Genomic DNA, 18,494 nt, shown 5'->3' with positions numbered 1-18,494 from the left:
TAAAGAATATCCATAAAAAAGCCCGCTTTTCAGCAGGCTTTCAATAACACTTAAAATTTAATGGGCATGCCCTGCGCCCACATTACCTTTCGGTTTAGGGCATAACCAAATAATTAACCCTGCAAAGATAAATACCATCGCAAAAATCAAAAACACATGATTGACTGAAAGTGTTAAAGCTTCCTTATCCACCAAGTTAGAAATCGTCCCCAAAGCCATTTCTGGGCTAAAACCACTATTGACCAAATTACGCTGGGTTTCTTCGACATGCATAGTCGATACAATTTCACTCCGCGCCAACTTAGTATGATCATCCCAAATCGTCACAGCCAGAGATGCACCTATCGCCCCTGCCATTGTACGCATAAAGTTCATTAAACCCGCAGCAGAAGCAACTTCATCTGGGCGAACCACGCCCAAAGCAATATTGGACAAAGGAATAAAGAAGAATGGCACCGCAAAACCTTGGATAATCTGAGGCCATGCCAATGCCATAAAATCTGCATCCGTGGTCCAAAATGAACGCATCAAGGTCACGCCACCCAAAATCATCAAACCAAAACTCGACAATGCTCTTGGGTCATATTTGGTTGCCATTTTCGCCACAATCGGTGACATCATCAAACTACCAAAGCCCATCGTTGCAGTGAGATAACCTGCCCAAGAAGCGGTATAGCCCAAGTTGATCTGTAACCATTGTGGAATCAATACAATACTGCCAAAGAATGCTGCAAAGGCGAAAGCCAGCGATATTGTGGCAATGGTAAAACCACGGTATCGGAAAATCTGTATGTTGACGATGGGATGTTTTTCATAATATTCCCAAATGAAAAAGGCAATAAAACCCACCACCAAAATCACAGCCAAAATACAAATAAAGGTATTATTGAACCAGTCCCGTTCATGCCCTAAATCTAGCATGAGCTGCAATGCACCAATCCAGATAATCAGCAAAGTTAAGCCAATGGTATCAATAGGTAATTTTGCAATCGGGGTTTCTGCTGTTTTCATCAAACGCATGACACCCAAAGCACAGATTACACCTACAGGAATATTGATAAAGAAAATCCAGTGCCAAGACCAATTATCACTGATTGTTCCACCCAGAATTGGACCTAAAATTGGACCAACCACTGTGGTCATTGCCCACATACCCATTGCTTGCGAATGCTTTTCAGGCGGAAAAATACGCATGAGCAGCGTTTGGCTCAATGGCATGATTGGACCACCAAATAAGCCTTGCCCAATACGACAGATCACCAGCATTGCCAAACTATTGGATAAACCACACAGAATGGAAAATGTGGTGAAACCGATCAAACTGATGGTAAATACCCGAACAGCACCAAAGCGTCCTGCCAACCAGCCCGTTAAAGGCACACAGATGGCTTCCGCAACAGCATACGAAGTAATGACCCAAGTTCCCTGTGAACTTGAAACCGCTAAACTTCCTGTAATATGTGGTACAGAAACATTGGCAATGGTCATGTCCAACACGACCATAAAATTGGCAAGTGCTAAAAAGAATGCAGCGAGGAGTAAACGTCCGCCTTTCAGCTCATTTTGAAATGTTGCTGTATTCATAAGCGATTACTTCGCTGATGAGGTATCGACCTCAGCATTCATGGACAAACCCACACGTAATGGATGTTCAGCCAATTCTTTAGGATCAAGTTTGATACGTACTGGTAAACGCTGAACCACTTTAATCCAGTTACCTGTCGCATTTTGTGCAGGAATCAAAGCAAATGCAGAACCTGTGCCTCCAGAAAAGCCAATCACTGTGCCATGATATTCAACATCCTTACCATATAGATCAGAGGTTAAAGTCGCCTTTTGACCGACTTTGACATTCTTTAACTGGCTTTCTTTAAAGTTTGCATCGACATATAGATCAGCTATTGGCACGATTTTCATTAAACTTGCACCAGGCGCCACACGTTGCCCAATTTGAATGCTACGACGGGCAATAATTCCGTCTAGCGGTGCTTTAATTTCAGTCCGTTGTAAATCTAAAAGCGCTTGATCAAGTTTTGCTTGAGCTACCAATACATCAGGTGTTGAACTTTGCGAGGTACCACGAATTAATGCTTCATTGGCATCTAAGTTACTTTGCGCTGCTTTTCGTTTTGATTCAGTTTGGGCAAGCGCCGCTTTTGCTACATCAACACTAGCTTTAGCATTATTCAAAGCACTTTGTGCTTTGCTAAATTCTTCCTTCGATATTGCACCTGTTGCACTTAATTGCTGACGGCGAGCAAATTCTTGTTGCGCTTGCTGATATGCGACTTCGGCTTGTGCTACTTGTGCTTTAGCACTATTAATATCATCTGTACTCACCAAAATTTGCGAGGACAATGAACTGCTATTTGCAGAACTTTGCGTGTATTGGCGCTTTGCCTTAGTTAAGGCTGCTTCGGCTTCGGCAACCGCAATTTTAGCATCACGATTATCAATAATTGCCAAAACATCGCCTTTCTTGACTTGCTGTGTATCACTCACTAAAACTTCAGCCACCTGACCACTGACCATTGAAGTAATTTCAGCAGTTTCAGCACCAACATAGGCATTGTCTGTTTCCACAGTATTGCTAAACACTAAAGCCCAAATTGCATATAGAATTGCTGCTGCGACAACAATAATGGCAAAAATCTTCAGCATTTTTTTACGTTTTTGTTTGGCTTCCAAATCCGCTTGCGCTTCATTTTCATCGTTCGGAGAGGCATTCGTCGTTTGCGCTTCAGTCATCGCATATTCCTAGCTTACTTGGACTTGTCAAAACATCAGTGCATTTTAAGGATATAAACTGAACATCAGCTTAATCACTTTTTTGGGGGTTTTGCGTGATGGTTGAATAAGTCAACTTCTTAAAATTGTGGTGCTCAATTTTACAGACAAAAATCATATTATGAGAATAAAAATATTACTCTAAAGTTTATCTTTATAAAATAGATCAATCTTATTGATATTGATATTTTTTTTAAAACAAATAAGCCATCAAAATATGCTTTCCGATGGCTTATATTGACATAAACAATACAAAAGTGTACTGCATAGTACACTTTGTCAGCGTGATCAATAGGCATACGATGCGATTGCAGTTGCGATCGCCTTACCTTCATTGTTGACCATGGTCATCCGCATCGTACACCCCTTACGTCCCATTCTTAAGGTTTCAGCTTTTGCGATAAAATATTCACCACGACCAGGCGCGAGATAATCGACACGCATATCCACAGTTGCAAGTCGAGAAACTTTTTTGAGCGTATCTGGGAGCTGGTCTGGTTCGGCTCGTTTATACAACTCACCCATTGCAACAATCCCACCAATACTGTCTAACAGTGTCGCAGCAACACCGCCATGCAAGATTTGAAATGCAACATTGCCAATCAGATAAGGCTTCATTTCGATATACCCTTCAATTTCATCATTTACCACACGCATTTGCATGTTGTTATGCGAAAAATAAGGTGAACCATTAAACGCTTTGGTCAACTGGTTAAGGACAACATTTAGATCTGCTTTTGCACCTAAATGTAAGTTACCAGTCCACTTCTTTTGTGATTCGCTCTGCGCAGAATCAGTTTTAGGAGAATCACTCATCATCATTTCGAAACCAATAATGAGAAAAAACTTCAGCTTTTTCCCAAAAAAAATATGAAAGGGCTACAATATGTGCCTAGTTTAATACTGAACATCGAGATTGTTATGACTTATACGTTCAATCGTCCTGCTTTCCCAGCCACTCGTATGCGCCGTATCCGTAAAAACGACAAACTTCGAGCGATGGTGAGAGAAACACAACTTACGGCAGACCATCTCATTTACCCAGTATTTGTACTTCCAGGGCAAAACCAGACCCAAGATGTACCCAGTATGCCAAATGTTCAGCGCTTATCGGCAGATTTATTGCTAAAAAAAGCTGAAACATTATTAGAACTTGGCGTATCAAAACTTGCCCTATTTCCAGTTACACCACAAGAAGACAAAAGTTTAACAGCTGAAGCGGCATGGCATGAAGACGGATTAGTTCAAAATACTTTACGTCTTTTGAAAAAAGAACTTCCAGAAATGGTGCTGATTACTGATGGTGCATTAGATCCATATACCACGCATGGTCAGGATGGCATCATTGATGATACAGGTTATGTGCTGAATGATGAAACTGTACAATGTCTCATTAAACAAGCTTTAAGCCATGCTGAGGCAGGTGCTGATGTCATTGCACCAAGCGACATGATGGATGGACGGATTGGAGCTATCCGCCAAGCTTTAGAAAGTAATAATTTTATCTATACCAATATCATGGCGTATTCTGCAAAGTATGCTTCAAGTTTCTATGGTCCATTTCGTGATGCAGTAGGTTCATCATCCAACCTCAAAGGTGGTAATAAGTACAATTACCAAATGGATGTCGGCAATCGTGCAGAAGCATTGCATGAAATTGCGCTCGATATTCAAGAAGGTGCTGATATGGTGATCGTTAAACCTGGTATGCCATATTTGGATGTAGTCCGTGAAGTCAAAGATACGTTCGGTGTGCCAACCTTCGTTTATCAAGTCAGTGGTGAATATGCCATGCTTGCTGCTGCGATTCAAAATGGTTGGTTATCTGAGAGTGTGATTATGGAGTCGTTGATGTGCTTCCGTCGTGCTGGTGCAGATGGTATCTGGACCTATTATGCGGAAGATGCAGCACGTCAATTAAAACAGATGTAGTAAATTTTCACGCTGCTATAAACGATACCTATGGATGTCATCCCCTATTGTCTCCAATAGGGCTAGATTTTAAATGTAAATTTTTTGCGATGGATGGACTCCCTTATAGGTCGCAAAAAATGTTTAACGATGAAGCGCAATGCGCTTTGAATTGGTTTGATCTACTGTAGTTAACACAGTAGGTCAAATCAAAAGTTAATTGAATGACCAAAATCATTTTGTGATGATGCCATCGTTCAGAAATGTAGGTTGAACTCTCGTTCATTCAAATTTATTTACTTTTACAGAATACACCATGCATATTGCCATTATTGGTGCTGGAGTAAGTGGCTTACTCAGTGCACTTGAACTTATTGAACAAGGCTGTAAAGTCACCCTATTCGATCAACAACATGCTGGACAAGCCGCTTCTTGGGCAGGCGGTGGTATTCTATCTCCGATGTACCCTTGGCGCTATCCACAAGAAGTCAACCATTTGGCTCAATATGGCAAACAACTTTACCAAGATTGGAATCGAAAACTATTCCCTAAAACGGGTATAGACTTTGAAATTCATGAAACTGGCATGTTGATCTTCGACGAAGCAGATTTTGAGATTGGACTCAATTATAAAGACCAATACCAAGAACCGATGCAACATTGTGAATATTTATCCAGAGAAAAACTTAAACAAGTTAATCCTCAAATTTCTGAACAATTTCAACATGCGATCTACTTTCCACAGTTAGCCAATCTACGCAACCCTCGACTACTCAAATCACTGATCAGCTATCTAAAACAACATCCTTTGCCTGATATCCGTGAAAACACATGGATTGAGAAATTTAATATTCAAAATCAACAGATTCAATCTGTTCAAACTGCAAATGGACAAGACTTTTCAGCTGATCATTTTGTGATTGCAACAGGTGCTTGGTCTAATTGTTGGAGTGAGCAGTTGCAGTTAACGATTCCTGTTAATCCTGTTCAAGGTCAGATGATGTTGTTTAAAACTCCTGAAAACTGGCTTCCAACCATGTGTATGAACAATGTCATGTATCTCATTCCACGTACAGATGGACATATCGTATGCGGTTCGAGTATGAACCATATTGGCTTTGATCACCGCCCTAGTATCTCTGTACAACAAAGCATTTATAAAGCGTGTATTGAAATGGTGCCTGAATTGGCCAATTTTCCAATTGTGAAGCAATGGGCTGGCTTGCGCCCAAGCTCGCCAACAGGCATTCCTTATATTGGAAAAATGCCAGAGCTCAATAATTTATGGGCGAACTTTGGTCACTATCGTAATGGTTTATGTATGGGACCAGCCTCAGCTCAACTGCTTAGACAATTGATTTTAAAACAGCAGACACTGGTAGATGCTACAGCCTATTCAACCGAACGGTTGAAGCAAAATATCGTATCAAGAGTCGTCACTTAATTTTGCAGAAAATATTTTCTGATTATGAAGAGAAAGATCGTTGATATCTTTCTCTCATCTGAATAGATCATTTACCAATAATTTTCAACAGCAATATTGCCTTCACCACGGCGATTCATGGTTAAACCACGGGCTTTAAGTGCCGCTTTGGTATCATCGACCATCTGTGGATTACCACACAACATGACATGGGTGGTTTCAACATTAAAGTGTAAATCAGCAGCTTTTTCCAACTCACCATTTTCAATCAATATCGGTAAGCGATCATGCAAGGCTGCGTGTGGGTCTCGTGTAATAATAGGAATAAATTTAAACCCTGTATGCCCTTCACCAAATTGCTCTGCGATCTCTTGGATACGATCCACATAGGCCAATTCAGATGCGGTTCTTACGCTATATACCAAATTGATTTTTTGGTATTTTGACCATGTTTCAAAGTCTTGTAACATCGAAATAAATGGCGCCAATCCCGTACCTGTTGCCAGTAACCACAAATCTTGTGGAAGTGGTAATTGATAACGCGCTAAAGTTAAGAATCCGTATGGAATTTGTTCCAAATACAGTTCATCACCCACTTTAAGATGTTGTAAATTTGACGTGAATGCACCATCGGGCACGACAATTGAAAAAAATTCCAGTGTTTCATCAAAAGGCGAGGAAACCACGGAATAAGCCCTTACCACCAAATCATCACCGACTTTTAAACCGATTCGAGCGAATTGCCCTGCGGTGAATTTAAAATGAGCGGGTCGAGTCATGGTGAAACTGAAAAGCGTATTCGTCCAACGATGAACAGACAAGACCTTTTCTATGCTAAATTTTTCAATTGACATAATTTCTTCGTGGCATGAAACATAGTGCTCATGGTAGCATGCCTATATAATGTATGAATATTAAAATGTTAAGGCTCTACTTATGCGAATGACTTTACGCCAACTGGCTGTGTTTGTTGCTGTCGCTCAGGAAGGTACCGTAACCAAAGCAAGTGATGCAGTTCGGTTAACTCAAAGTGCAGCAAGTATGGCTTTGGCAGACTTAGAGGATGGTTTGGGTGCTCCTCTGTTTGACCGTTTAGGGAAACGACTACAATTAAATGATTTAGGACGATTTCTATTGCCACAAGCTTTAGAAATCTTAGGTCGCTGTGAAGCTTTTGAACAAGCCGCCAAAGGTGAATTGCAAAGTATTGACTTACGCATTGGTGCCACACTGACCATTAGTGATTACTTAATGCCTGATTTAATGGCGGATTTCCTACAAATTCAACCCCAAGCTCATTTACAGCTTCAAGTCGGTAATACACGTCAGATGATCGAAGCAGTTAATCAGTTTCAACTTGATTTGGCTTTAATCGAAGGCTCTTGTTTCTTACCTCAATTGCAATGTATACATTGGCGTGATGATGAGCTTGCCGTGTGCTGTTCACCTAGTCACCCTCTTGCCAACTTACATCGTGAACTCAGACAATCTGATTTCCAACATGTAGAATGGATTTTACGTGAGGAAGGCTCTGGAACACGTGAAGTATTTGACAATGCGATTCTTAAAGACCTTCAAGATGCCAATATCCGCTTAACATTGGGTCATAACGAAGCCATCTTAAAAATAGTCGCTGGTGGCTTAGGTATGTCGTGTATCTCTAAATTGGCTATTCAACCCTTACTTGATAAGGGACAATTGGTGATTCTAAATACTCCTTTCTGGCAACTGGCTCGTCCATTGTTTATGTTGGTACACCGTCAGAAATACCAAGGTCCCGGCTTAAGAGCCTTCATGAAGTTTTGTGAAAGTAAATAACGTGAGTTCGATGTAACCACATCTTCAACTTATTGGAAAACAATAAGTCTCGGCGGAGTCTTGCTGAGTTTTCACCCAATTTCAGGATCAGCCTGCGGCTCGCCATACTTTTCTTTCGGGATGAGGAGCGAAGCTCCGCAAGGGCAACCATCTTGCGCAGCGGTATCGCTGCTCACCGCAAAACTCGTCAATCACCAGCAACACATTCAATCAGTCGCAGAAACAATACTTTATAAAAGTAGTCCTGCCTCAAACAACTGCGGATGACGGTTCCGAGTATCATATTTCATCAAGAATTTTTATCGAACTCAAATTAAATAGTTTTAAAGCTCCACTTGGAGCTTTTCTTTTTGCTTTTTGAATGGGTTAATGCCTAAATTGGCGTTCACATGGTTGACCATCATGATCACCGTTCATTTGAGTATTTGGACAATTCCGAATAAAAAACAATGCTTCTTCGTAGGAATTCATCTGACTGCAATGGGTTCTTCCATCACAACGATATGGTGATGTATTTGTGGAAGCCACTGCAGGAGTATTTGCAGTCATGGCTACAGCAGGCGCATTTTGTACACGCAATGCCTCATTTTTTCCATTTAAAGCATTTTCAGATTTTTCACTAAATTTTACAGGTTTTACATAACCTACTTCTTTTCGCTGTTGCGCTACAATTTGTTTCTGTTGTTGTTCAAACAATTCAAATTTTGCCAGTTGATCTTTTTGATAACTTTGATATTGGGTCCAAGCCGCAAAACTAAAATAAACCAATCCAAAAACCATCACCAAAATTACAAAAGAAATAAAACCGAATTTACGACTATCCGTTTGACTTGCCCTTAAAATATTTCTTTGTTTATCGATATCCACCTTTTTACTTTTAAGATCATTGCTCATCGCCACATCTAAACGGATCATTTGATGTGCTTTAAACGTACCTTTATCATTGATCACAACGTATTTGATGGTTTCACCCTTTTTAGGCTGTCCCCCTTCTTTTGGAAAATCGGCAATATAAAACGCCACGGTTTGTGCAGAGTGGTGATCTAATAAAAGCCCATATCCTTTATCATCGTGATACTCAATGATTTGCCCCAAATAAAACATAGCATTTCTCTTATAAATACTTATGAATCACAATATATTTTACTCATTTCAGAGACTTAGCGCGAGTATGCCTCGCGTTTCTGCTGTTTAATTGCATCTTTTTGTTGCTGTTGATATTGTTGTAACTTCATTACACTTTCAATTTTGTACTGCTTATAACGATCCATGGCATACATAACACAATTTACACCGATAAATAAAATAATGCCAATAATGACTATCCAAGGATTCAACCGTATAGCTGGTTCAGAAGCTGTTTTCTTCTTCGGCTGCTTACGTTTAGAATAAAAGAATTGAATTTTAATATTTTGAAAAAATTGCTGTAACACATTCAAATGCATATTTTTTTCAAGAATTCTATGTTCAACTGGATGCGTTAAAACTACAGTTTGCGTCTGAAGATCAACAACAGCTTCACGCTTGCTATCTCCCAAGTTCTGTTGCTTTTCATGGACGATCGCTCTTTCCTCACTTTCGCAGTGCAGGCTTATACTTTTTTGAGCAGCACGATTGTCCGTTTGAATTCGAGCTAAAGATGGTTCAGTTTTCGAGATTTGGACCGTATCGAATAGTGCTATTGCAGAAATTGCTTCAGCTGTATCTTTGCCTATATTAACAAGGTTTGGATCTGTCAATAATGATTTGTCTTCGACTTGATACGATAGTGTTGGCGCATAATCTTGTAGTTGTTTGTCTTGACTGGGCTGTTCTTGAGTCTTATTTTCTGGACTACATATGTCTTGTACAACAACATCCAGTTTTATGTCTTCACTCATTTGCATCGTTTGGGCTTGCAACGCAGGTCTTGTCAATGATTGAACATTGTCTGGTAATTGCTCATCCTCAATCACTCTTCTTTTCTTATGTGCCTTTCGCGCTTTTCTTACATTCTCATAGACATTTTCTTCATATAAATGCTGAATAGGTAAAGATCGGTTTGGGTCAGTGACATAGTTTTTATGATCTAGACGTACGATAAATTTAGCTAAAACTTCTCCATTTTGTTCCAGCACAACACACTTAATCCGCTCTCCAAGTTGTGGGAGAACAGTTTGGTTTGAAAAATCTTCTAATTTAAAAACAACTTGTTGATGATCGTTTTTTAATTCTATTAAGCCCTTAGCAGATTTTTCATCATAAAAAATGACTATCCCCTTACGAAACATTTTTTTCTCATTTATTAGAATAAAAAAAGGAGGCCCCTATCGCCTCCTTTGATCATACTAAATTTTAATCTTTTTGCACACTACCAAAAATTTTATCACCTGCATCACCTAAGCCCGGTACGATATAGCCATTTTCATTTAAGCCTTGATCAATAGAGGCAGTAAAAATCGTTACATCAGGATGTGCAGCTTCAACACGTTTAATCCCTTCTGGTGCAGCAACAAGCACCATCACACGGATATCTTTACAACCACTGGCTTTTAATACATCAATTGCTGCAACCAAAGACGAACCTGTTGCCAGCATTGGATCAATAATCATGGCTAAACGATTCTGAACATCTGGAACTAATTTTTTATAATAGGTACGCGCTTCCAAAGTTTCTTCATCACGCTCAAGCCCTAATACTGAAACTTTAGCACTTGGAATAAGATTTAAAAAACCATCTAGCATCCCAATACCCGCACGTAAAATCGGCACAACCGTAATTTTTTTACCGGCAATACGATCTACACTCACCTTGCCATTCCAGCCATCAATCTCGTGATCACAAACTGGTAAATCTTTAGTCGCTTCATAAGTCAAAAGCATAGTCACTTCTTGAGCAAGCTCACGAAAGTTCTTGGTACTTATATCAGCACGGCGTAATAGACCAAGTTTATGACGGATAAGCGGATGACGGATTTCTTGAATTGACACAGGAGATTACCTAAAAGGATAAAAGTAAATTTCCGCTATTATAATTGTTTTTTATATAAGAGATAAGAAAAGCCCTCAACAAATGAGGGCTTTTTTTTGTTAATAACTTACTTTCATCAGATTATTGCAAAATGATATGCAAAGGCGCAACGATTTGAGCACCATGTGCCAAAGCGATAATCGGATCTGGATAAACACCAAATACCAGTACCAATAAGGCAGCAAGAAGAACCATAATACCGCCTGCTTTTTGCCCCCAATGCTTATCTGCATCAATACGTGGTGTATCTGGTGGTGTCATATACAGAACGATCATGACACGTAAGTAATAGTACAAACCAATACCACTACCAATGATGATCATTGCCGCATAGAACCAGTGTTGTTCAGACACTGTGGTCATCACTAACATGAACTTACCGATGAAACCAGCAGTCAAAGGAATACCTGCTAGAGATAACATCATGACTGTTAAAGTTGCAGTCAGTACAGGACGACGCCAGAACAGACCACGGTAATCCGCCAGTGACTCAGCTTCATCAACATTATTGTATGGACTAGACATCAAGGCAACTACACCGAAAGCACCGATGGTTGTGATGACATAAGTAAATACATATACACCAATAGATGTCAGGCTAAGGAATGAAGCACTCACTAAACCAAGGAGCAGATAACCAAAATGAGCGATTGATGAATACGCTAAAATACGCTTCAAGTTGACTTGACGCACTGCAAGTAAGTTACCTGCAAGGATTGAAAGAACTGCAATAACGACGATAACCGTCTGAATTGATTCAATGCCAATCACGCCTGAAGATAATAAATAACGGACCAACAATCCGATCATTGCAATTTTTGAAACTGTTGCAAGGAACGTCGCAATCGGTGCAGGTGCACCTTGATAAACATCTGGTGTCCATTTATGGAATGGCGCAAGAGAAAGTTTAAATGCCACAGCTGCAATAATCAGCCCCAAACCAATAATGACCATTGGTGTTTCGATCAGTTGGTGATATTGCCCAAGTGCCGATTGGATTGCCATGATCAGTTCTGGATTTTGAGTTTTACTCAATTTCCAGAACAAATCATCAATTTGACCTGCAAAAGACAGAGAACCGACTGCTGAATAGACATAAGCCATTCCCATCAACAACATGGCAGAAGCTGTCGCAGAAAGTACAAGATACTTCACACCTGCTTCGAGCGATTTTCCACGTTGATAGGTATATGCCAATAAGCCATATATAGGAATAGACATCAATTCAAGGCTGATAAAGAACGATGCAAAATGAGAACTTGCAACCATCAACATTGCACCTGAAACTGAAATCAGCATAAGCAGGTACAATTCTTCACGGTTGTCTTTATAAGTTTCAATATATGCATGTGACAATGTGCAGCAAGCCAATGCGGCAATTAAAATCATCACTTGGTAGAACAATGTAAATGGATCAACCATAAACATGTTCATGACCGGTCCTGGGACAAATGCCTTACCAAACAAAGTAAGTAATATATTTGCCAAAGCAAGGTTTAAACCAATCACCGAAACAGTTGCAATCAGATTGTGATTACGTTTAATCGCAATCAGAATCATCACCACAATCGCTGTCAATGCAACAATAAAAACTGGTGCTAAAGGCATGAGATCCGAAAATGACATAGTGAAGTTCATGACTATTGGATCTCCACATTTTGTTGAGATACAACTTGTTGAGCTGTATCGACAATTTCTTGAACTGGAATATAGCTATTTGCTAACCACGCCATACTTGAGTTTGAAATATCAAGGAATGTTTGTGGATGTACACCTAACCAAAGTAAGCCAAGTGCGCAGACCAATAAAATCACAGTTTCACGTGTATTTAAGTCTTTTAACGGGCTTTCATAATGTGGCTTCTGTGCTTCATTTGGTGTACCGAATAATGCTTTATGAATCAGAATTAGACCATAAAGACCAGCAAAGACTAAGCTAATCGCAGCAATAATTGTAAATGTTGGGAACTTGGCAAATGAACCCATAAGGATCAGGAATTCACCGATAAAGTTACCTAGACCTGGGATACCCACAAGTGCTGATACAAAGAACATTAAGAAGAATGGTAGATACTGGAATTGACCACGAATACCACCCATCAAACGTAAATCACGTGTATGTAAGCGCTCATAGACCTGACCACACATAATGAATAATGCAGCAGATGACAAGCCATGTGCCAACATCATGATCATTAAGCCTTGGAATGTCAGGATATTACCTGCATAAAGTGCAAGTAATACGAAGCCCATGTGTGAAATAGAAGTATACGCCAACAAACGTTTCATATCTGTTTGCTGGAAAGCACACCAAGCGCCGTAGAAAATACCAATCAAACCGAAAATAATTGCAATATCAGCAAACTGTGCAGATGCTGCTGGGAAGAAAGGCATTACAAAACGAAGTAAACCGTATGCAGCAGTTTTAATCAAAATACCAGCTAAGTCTACAGAACCTGCGGTTGGCGCTTGCGCATGGGCATCTGGTAACCAGCCATGCAATGGGAAGACTGGAAGTTTTACGGCAAAACCAATAAACAAACAGATCATCAATGCATAAGCATAACCAGCTGAACTAGGATTAGCGTCTAATGCATTTGCAACACTCATCAAGTGCGTATAGCCAAACCCGATTCGACCATCCGTGCTATAACCAATGATCACTAGCCCCAATATACCAACAAGCATGATGAGACCCGCGACTTGGGTATAAATAAAGAACTTGGTTGCTGCGTAAACACGTGATTTACCATCTGCACCTTTATGACCCCAAAGTGCGATCAAGAAGTAGATAGGAACCAGCATCATCTCCCAGAAGAAGAAGAATAAGAACATATCAATTGCAAGGAAAACCCCGATTACCCCACCCAATGACCATAAAAGGTTTAAGTGGAAGAAACCAACATTCTTTTGAATTTCGCCCCATGAACAGCCAACAGCAAGTACACCCAGTAATGCTGTTAAACCGACCATAAGAAGCGAAAGACCATCGACCGCTAAGTGAATGTTAATACCCAGTGTTTTAATCCAAGGGACATAGAACTCAGCTGCCCAAGTCGGCGCTTGACCGCCTAAAGCATAATCAAATCCACCTTGTTTCCACAAAATAACGGTTAAGCCCAAAGTAATGAGCATTCCCACTAATGCGATATAACGAGGCAAATGTTTATCAAGTTTATCGACTAACCAACACGCGAAACCTGCAATAAAAGGTACAAGAATCAGTGCGGGTAAAATCCAATTGTTTGTGATTTCCATCTTATTTCCCCACTACCTGAATCACGATCAAGATCATCAGCAATACCACTACACCGAGTGACATACTTGATGCATATTCACGTAATGAACCTGTTTGACGGGTACTTGTAAATTTATTACCACCTTTTACGATTGCAGGTAAGACAAGCCATAAGCCATCAATTGGATCACGACCTAAGATTTTCGCAATAAGCAAATAAGGTTGAACGAATACAAGGTTATATAAAGAATCGAAACCAAATGCATTACGGCAAATATTCGCAAGCCCAGCACCAAATGAAGTTGCTGCAAAGCCTTTAACCGCTTTATAAGCAAATGCAAATAATACAACACCTACTGCTAAACCAGCCAATGCGATACCTACAGCAAGGTGTTCTGCACCATGCATACCTTCTTCAACTGCTTTTGATACTTCAAATGCAGGAATATGAGCAGCATTTAAAACATTCATGACTGGCGCTTTTAAGAAATAAGCCAAACCAGTTGAAAGAACAGCCAAGATACCTAAAGGCGCCCAATATGTCGCACCTTTGATTTCGTGATAATGTGTTATTTCTTCACCGAAGAATACGACCCAGATTAAACGGAAAGTATAAATCGAAGTCAGGAATGCACCAGCAACACCAACCCAATACAATGAGCCATACAGTGCTACAGATTGACCTTGCGCCCAAACAGCACCCAAGATTGCATCCTTAGAGAAGAAGCCGATCGTAATAAATGGAATTGCAGCAAGTGCACCACCACCTATTGCAAAACAAGCGAATAAGAATTTGTTTTTGTAGAACAAGCCACCCATCTTGAAGATGTTTTGCTCGTGATGGTAAGCCAGAATCACTGCACCTGAGGACAAGAATAATAATGCCTTAAAGAATGCGTGTGAAAGCATATGGAACAGACCAGCTTGGTATGCTTCAGCACCTACAGCCATAAACATATAACCTAACTGACTCATTGTAGAGTAAGCCAAAATACGTTTGATGTCCGTTTGCACCAAGGCAGCAAAACCTGCAACTAGCAATGTCACTGCACCAGTAATCGAAATGAACTGCATTACTTCTGGTGTCATTTCAAACACAGAGAACATACGGCAACACAAGTAAACACCTGCTGTTACCATTGTTGCAGCATGGATCAATGCAGATACTGGTGTAGGACCAGCCATTGCATCTGCCAACCACGTTTGTAATGGGATTTGTGCAGATTTACCCGCAGCACCCAAGAACAACATCAACGATGTCCAAAGTGCAAGGTTGTGATCAAGGGCTAAAACTTGTGAAGCATTAGCAACGATCGTTCCAATATGCAAAGTACCAAATTGTTGGTAAAGCAAGAACAATGCGATCAGTAAAAATACATCACCCACACGAGTCACTGTAAATGCTTTGATTGCAGCAAAACCGTTTGCAGGATTTTGATAGTAATAACCAATCAACAGGTAAGAACACAGACCTACGCCTTCCCAACCTAAGAATAACAACGCTAAGTTGTCACCCAACACCAACACCAACATGCTGGCAACGAATAAGTTGAAATATGAGAAGAAACGAGCAAAGTCTTCTTCACCACGCATATACCAAGTTGCAAAGATATGGATCAAGAAACCCACACCTGTGATCATGCCCATCATCAATAATGATAAGCCATCAAGATGCAAACTTACGCCTGGCGCAAAACCACCCACATTAAACCAAGTCCACAAATGCTGTGCTTGAGCAACTGAACCCTGTTTTACAAAGTCCATGCCTGCAAGCAATGCAAATAATGCTGAAAGACCAACAGAACCCGCACCAATAATGGCTGCTACATTTTCAGGAAGTTTATTACGCCCTGCCGCTAAAAGGACAAAACCAATGAGCGGAAATAAAATTGTTAAATATAAATAGCTCATCCGCGCATCTCACTAGCAGCATCTACATCCAGATGATGGAAGCGATGGTAGAACTGAAGGACGATCGCAAGACCGATACACGCCTCTGCCGCAGCAAGAGTAAGGATCAAAATAAACATAATTTGACCATCAGGTTGTGCCCATGCACTTCCTGCCACAACGAATGCCAATGCGGCTGCATTCATCATGATCTCAAGGCTCATCAACATAAATAATAAATTGCGTCGCACCATTACACCGTAAAAACCCAGTGCAAAAAGAATAGATGCAACGATCAAACCATGTTCTAAAGGAATGTTGCCCATTACTGTTTATCCTCTTCTGCACTTGGTTCACGTTTGCCTAAGTGGAATGCTGCAACCAAGGCTGCAAGCAATAACATCGCGGCAACTTCAACCAATAATAAATAGTGGGTAAAGAGTGCTTGACCAACAACTTTAGGACCAATGACTTGAGTTCCAAGTACAGCACCTTGCTGTACATGATCTGAACCCAATACCCAAACTAAACATAAGCCCATTAAAAAGCTCATGAGTGCTGGATAAGCCCAAGCATCTGAAGTCAACCATTTACATTCTTGGTCAACTGTATGTTGACCAAGGTTGAGCATCATCACAACGAATACGAACAACACCATGATCGCACCGGCATAAACAATCACTTCAAGTGCAGCTGCAAATGGTGCACCAATCGTCAAGAACATACCTGCAACTGCAAGTAATGAAACGATCAAACTTAATAAAGCATGTACAGGATTCGCGTTAGTCACAACGCGAACTGTAGAAACAATGGCCACAAGAGCCATTAAATAAAATGGCCACATCATGGTAATAAGCTCCGTACATCTACAGGCGCGCTTTCACGCTGCGCTTGACCTTTTTCTTTACCATCAATCGTCATACCAGTCACACGGTAGAAATTGTAGTCAGGATATTTTCCTGGACCTGAAATGAGTAAGTTTTCTTTCTCATACACAAGATCTTGACGTACATATTCACCAAGCTCAAAGTCTGGTGTTAACTGAATTGCAGTTGTTGGACATGCTTCTTCACACATACCGCAGAAAATGCAGCGTGAGAAGTTAATACGGAAAAATTCTGGATACCAACGTCCATCTTCTTTTTCAGCTTTCTGTAATGAAATACAGCCAACAGGACATGCAACCGCACATAAGTTACACGCAACACAACGTTCTTCACCGTCTGGGTCACGTGTTAGTACGATACGACCACGGTAACGTGGAGGTACGATTTGCTCGGCTGGAACTTCTGGATATAAAATCGTATCGCGTTTGCGTGTGACATGGCTAAACACCATCCACAACGAACGAACAATTGATCCTACGCCAGCTAGAATTTTATACATTTTGTACTCCCTGCTGTCCTAGGCTTGATTCATCAGAATCACAGCACCAGTCACCAAAAGGTTGACCAATGCAAGTGGTAAACACACTTTCCAACCAAAATTCATCACTTGGTCATAACGTGGACGCATTAAAGAACCACGAGCCAAGACAAACATCATTACAAAGAATGCTGTTTTCGCAATGAACCAGAACGCATCTGGAATGAATGGAATATTTAAATTAAATGGTGCTAACCAACCGCCGAAGAATAAAGTCACGATCAGTGCTGAAATCAGGATGATGTTGACGTATTCAGCAACGAAGAACATCCCCCATTTCATACCACCATACTCAACGTGGTAACCCTCTGCCAACTCTTGCTCAGCTTCTGGTTGGTCAAATGGGTGACGATGTGTTACTGCAACACCAGCAACCACAAAGATCATGAAACCAATGAATTGTGGAACCACAAACCATACATCACGTTGTGCTTCTACGATTTCACGCAAATTGAATGAACCAGCAATCGCAACCACACCCATCAATGAAATCCCTAAGAAGACTTCATAAGAAATGGTTTGTGCTGCTGAACGTAGACCACCAAGCAATGCATATTTGTTGTTTGAAGCCCAACCACCAAATAACACAGCATAAACAGCAATACCTGCCATTGCCATAAAGAACAATAAGCCAATGCTCATATCTGCAACACCTAAATAAGGTGAAACAGGAATGACCATAAATGACAGTACCGCAGTTGCCATCGCAACTGCTGGTGCTAAACGGAACGTCAGTTTATCAACGAACTTCGGTGTCCAGTCTTCTTTGAACATGATTTTAAGCATGTCAGCAACGATCTGGAACATCCCACCCGGACCTACGCGGTTCGGACCATAACGGTCTTGCCACAAGCCAAGCAAACGACGCTCAATAAAAGACATCAATGCCGCAAGCAAAACCACAACCAACAAAATCACAATTGCTTGGATGACCGAATAAGCAATCGGCCAATCTTGTGCCCAAGTCGGTAGGGCGCGTAAAGATTCATTCAT

At 40.6% G+C, this 18,494-nt stretch carries 17 protein-coding genes; 3 read left to right on the top strand and 14 right to left on the bottom strand.

The window, feature by feature from the left end; genetic code table 11:
• Nucleotides 1-57 precede the first annotated feature (57 nt).
• The 3 genes from ACINWC743_RS11495 to ACINWC743_RS11485 all read right to left on the bottom strand — a co-directional run bounded on the left by ACINWC743_RS11495 (nt 58) and on the right by ACINWC743_RS11485 (nt 3,609).
• Nucleotides 58-1,584 (bottom strand): DHA2 family efflux MFS transporter permease subunit, encoded by a 1,527-nt coding sequence (locus tag ACINWC743_RS11495; RefSeq protein ID WP_009585535.1) that lies wholly within the window; start codon nt 1,582-1,584, stop codon nt 58-60.
• Nucleotides 1,585-1,590: 6 nt separating this feature from the next.
• Nucleotides 1,591-2,748 carry an HlyD family efflux transporter periplasmic adaptor subunit gene (locus tag ACINWC743_RS11490; RefSeq protein WP_009585541.1) on the bottom strand — a complete coding sequence of 386 codons (1,158 nt, stop codon included), beginning with the start codon at nt 2,746-2,748 and terminating at the stop codon, nt 1,591-1,593.
• A 327-nt stretch (nt 2,749-3,075) separates the two neighbouring features.
• Nucleotides 3,076-3,609, bottom strand: coding sequence for a thioesterase family protein (locus ACINWC743_RS11485; RefSeq protein WP_004827972.1), 534 nt, complete (start codon nt 3,607-3,609; stop codon nt 3,076-3,078).
• Between the two features lie 99 nt (nt 3,610-3,708).
• Here ACINWC743_RS11485 and hemB point away from each other — a divergent pair, with 99 nt between their 5' ends.
• Nucleotides 3,709-4,719 (top strand): porphobilinogen synthase, encoded by a 1,011-nt coding sequence (gene hemB, locus ACINWC743_RS11480; RefSeq protein ID WP_009585533.1) that lies wholly within the window; start codon nt 3,709-3,711, stop codon nt 4,717-4,719.
• A gap of 295 nt (nt 4,720-5,014) precedes the next feature.
• Nucleotides 5,015-6,142, top strand: coding sequence for a glycine oxidase ThiO (thiO, locus tag ACINWC743_RS11475; RefSeq protein WP_009585534.1), 1,128 nt, complete (start codon nt 5,015-5,017; stop codon nt 6,140-6,142).
• A gap of 71 nt (nt 6,143-6,213) precedes the next feature.
• On the opposite strand, the gene ACINWC743_RS11470 is transcribed toward thiO, so the two are convergent.
• On the bottom strand, nt 6,214-6,975 hold the full coding sequence (locus tag ACINWC743_RS11470; RefSeq protein ID WP_009585532.1) for a ferredoxin--NADP reductase: 762 nt from the start codon (nt 6,973-6,975) through the stop codon (nt 6,214-6,216).
• 82 nt (nt 6,976-7,057) lie between these two features.
• On the opposite strand from ACINWC743_RS11470, the gene gigC reads away from it, so the two are divergent.
• Nucleotides 7,058-7,939 (top strand): LysR family transcriptional regulator GigC, encoded by an 882-nt coding sequence (gene gigC / locus ACINWC743_RS11465; RefSeq protein WP_004827965.1) that lies wholly within the window; start codon nt 7,058-7,060, stop codon nt 7,937-7,939.
• Between the two features lie 366 nt (nt 7,940-8,305).
• Here gigC and ACINWC743_RS11460 read toward each other — a convergent pair whose 3' ends face one another.
• From ACINWC743_RS11460 to nuoH, 10 genes are all read right to left on the bottom strand, one after another.
• Nucleotides 8,306-9,043: an excalibur calcium-binding domain-containing protein gene (locus tag ACINWC743_RS11460; protein ID WP_009585550.1), complete on the bottom strand. Its 738-nt coding sequence runs from the start codon at nt 9,041-9,043 to the stop codon at nt 8,306-8,308.
• 56 nt (nt 9,044-9,099) lie between these two features.
• Nucleotides 9,100-10,209 carry a hypothetical protein gene (locus tag ACINWC743_RS11455; protein WP_009585539.1) on the bottom strand — a complete coding sequence of 370 codons (1,110 nt, stop codon included), beginning with the start codon at nt 10,207-10,209 and terminating at the stop codon, nt 9,100-9,102.
• Nucleotides 10,210-10,273: 64 nt separating this feature from the next.
• Complete coding sequence (gene upp, locus ACINWC743_RS11450; RefSeq protein WP_004827961.1) at nt 10,274-10,909, bottom strand: uracil phosphoribosyltransferase; 636 nt, start codon at nt 10,907-10,909, stop codon at nt 10,274-10,276.
• Between the two features lie 121 nt (nt 10,910-11,030).
• Nucleotides 11,031-12,557 carry an NADH-quinone oxidoreductase subunit NuoN gene (gene nuoN, locus ACINWC743_RS11445; RefSeq protein WP_009585542.1) on the bottom strand — a complete coding sequence of 509 codons (1,527 nt, stop codon included), beginning with the start codon at nt 12,555-12,557 and terminating at the stop codon, nt 11,031-11,033.
• Between the two features lie 32 nt (nt 12,558-12,589).
• On the bottom strand, nt 12,590-14,200 hold the full coding sequence (gene nuoM / locus ACINWC743_RS11440; protein WP_171064893.1) for an NADH-quinone oxidoreductase subunit M: 1,611 nt from the start codon (nt 14,198-14,200) through the stop codon (nt 12,590-12,592).
• Between the two features lie 7 nt (nt 14,201-14,207).
• Nucleotides 14,208-16,097 (bottom strand): NADH-quinone oxidoreductase subunit L, encoded by a 1,890-nt coding sequence (gene nuoL / locus ACINWC743_RS11435; RefSeq protein WP_009585536.1) that lies wholly within the window; start codon nt 16,095-16,097, stop codon nt 14,208-14,210.
• The gene (nuoK, locus tag ACINWC743_RS11430) at nt 16,094-16,402 is read right to left on the bottom strand and encodes an NADH-quinone oxidoreductase subunit NuoK (protein WP_004827952.1); all 309 of its coding nucleotides are present in this window, start codon (nt 16,400-16,402) and stop codon (nt 16,094-16,096) included. The genes nuoL and nuoK overlap by 4 nt, the downstream gene beginning before the upstream one ends.
• The gene (gene nuoJ / locus ACINWC743_RS11425) at nt 16,402-16,920 is read right to left on the bottom strand and encodes an NADH-quinone oxidoreductase subunit J (protein WP_171064892.1); all 519 of its coding nucleotides are present in this window, start codon (nt 16,918-16,920) and stop codon (nt 16,402-16,404) included. The genes nuoK and nuoJ overlap by 1 nt, the downstream gene beginning before the upstream one ends.
• Nucleotides 16,920-17,462 (bottom strand): NADH-quinone oxidoreductase subunit NuoI, encoded by a 543-nt coding sequence (nuoI, locus tag ACINWC743_RS11420; protein WP_005030883.1) that lies wholly within the window; start codon nt 17,460-17,462, stop codon nt 16,920-16,922. Before nuoI ends, nuoJ begins: the two co-directional genes overlap by 1 nt.
• A gap of 18 nt (nt 17,463-17,480) precedes the next feature.
• The gene (gene nuoH, locus ACINWC743_RS11415) at nt 17,481-18,494 is read right to left on the bottom strand and encodes an NADH-quinone oxidoreductase subunit NuoH (RefSeq protein ID WP_004827946.1); all 1,014 of its coding nucleotides are present in this window, start codon (nt 18,492-18,494) and stop codon (nt 17,481-17,483) included.

The sequence above is a fragment of the Acinetobacter sp. WC-743 genome (genome assembly GCF_000335555.1).
Classification (GTDB): Bacteria; Pseudomonadota; Gammaproteobacteria; order Pseudomonadales; family Moraxellaceae; genus Acinetobacter; species Acinetobacter bereziniae.
This window is presented reverse-complemented; position numbering and strand designations above follow the sequence as displayed.

What these genes read in the sequence shown, in the direction of transcription:
- nuoH (WP_004827946.1), bottom strand. Translation starts at nt 18,494, where the DNA reads ATGAATGAATCTTTACGCGCCCTACCGACTTGGGCACAAGATTGGCCG.
- nuoK (WP_004827952.1), bottom strand. Translation starts at nt 16,402, where the DNA reads ATGGGCAACATTCCTTTAGAACATGGTTTGATCGTTGCATCTATTCTT.
- ACINWC743_RS11455 (WP_009585539.1), bottom strand. Translation starts at nt 10,209, where the DNA reads ATGTTTCGTAAGGGGATAGTCATTTTTTATGATGAAAAATCTGCTAAG.
- nuoJ (WP_171064892.1), bottom strand. Translation starts at nt 16,920, where the DNA reads ATGTGGCCATTTTATTTAATGGCTCTTGTGGCCATTGTTTCTACAGTT.
- ACINWC743_RS11495 (WP_009585535.1), bottom strand. Translation starts at nt 1,584, where the DNA reads ATGAATACAGCAACATTTCAAAATGAGCTGAAAGGCGGACGTTTACTC.
- hemB (WP_009585533.1), top strand. Translation starts at nt 3,709, where the DNA reads ATGACTTATACGTTCAATCGTCCTGCTTTCCCAGCCACTCGTATGCGC.
- ACINWC743_RS11470 (WP_009585532.1), bottom strand. Translation starts at nt 6,975, where the DNA reads ATGTCAATTGAAAAATTTAGCATAGAAAAGGTCTTGTCTGTTCATCGT.
- ACINWC743_RS11460 (WP_009585550.1), bottom strand. Translation starts at nt 9,043, where the DNA reads ATGTTTTATTTGGGGCAAATCATTGAGTATCACGATGATAAAGGATAT.
- ACINWC743_RS11485 (WP_004827972.1), bottom strand. Translation starts at nt 3,609, where the DNA reads ATGATGATGAGTGATTCTCCTAAAACTGATTCTGCGCAGAGCGAATCA.
- gigC (WP_004827965.1), top strand. Translation starts at nt 7,058, where the DNA reads ATGCGAATGACTTTACGCCAACTGGCTGTGTTTGTTGCTGTCGCTCAG.
- thiO (WP_009585534.1), top strand. Translation starts at nt 5,015, where the DNA reads ATGCATATTGCCATTATTGGTGCTGGAGTAAGTGGCTTACTCAGTGCA.
- nuoI (WP_005030883.1), bottom strand. Translation starts at nt 17,462, where the DNA reads ATGTATAAAATTCTAGCTGGCGTAGGATCAATTGTTCGTTCGTTGTGG.
- ACINWC743_RS11490 (WP_009585541.1), bottom strand. Translation starts at nt 2,748, where the DNA reads ATGACTGAAGCGCAAACGACGAATGCCTCTCCGAACGATGAAAATGAA.
- nuoN (WP_009585542.1), bottom strand. Translation starts at nt 12,557, where the DNA reads ATGCCTTTAGCACCAGTTTTTATTGTTGCATTGACAGCGATTGTGGTG.
- nuoL (WP_009585536.1), bottom strand. Translation starts at nt 16,097, where the DNA reads ATGAGCTATTTATATTTAACAATTTTATTTCCGCTCATTGGTTTTGTC.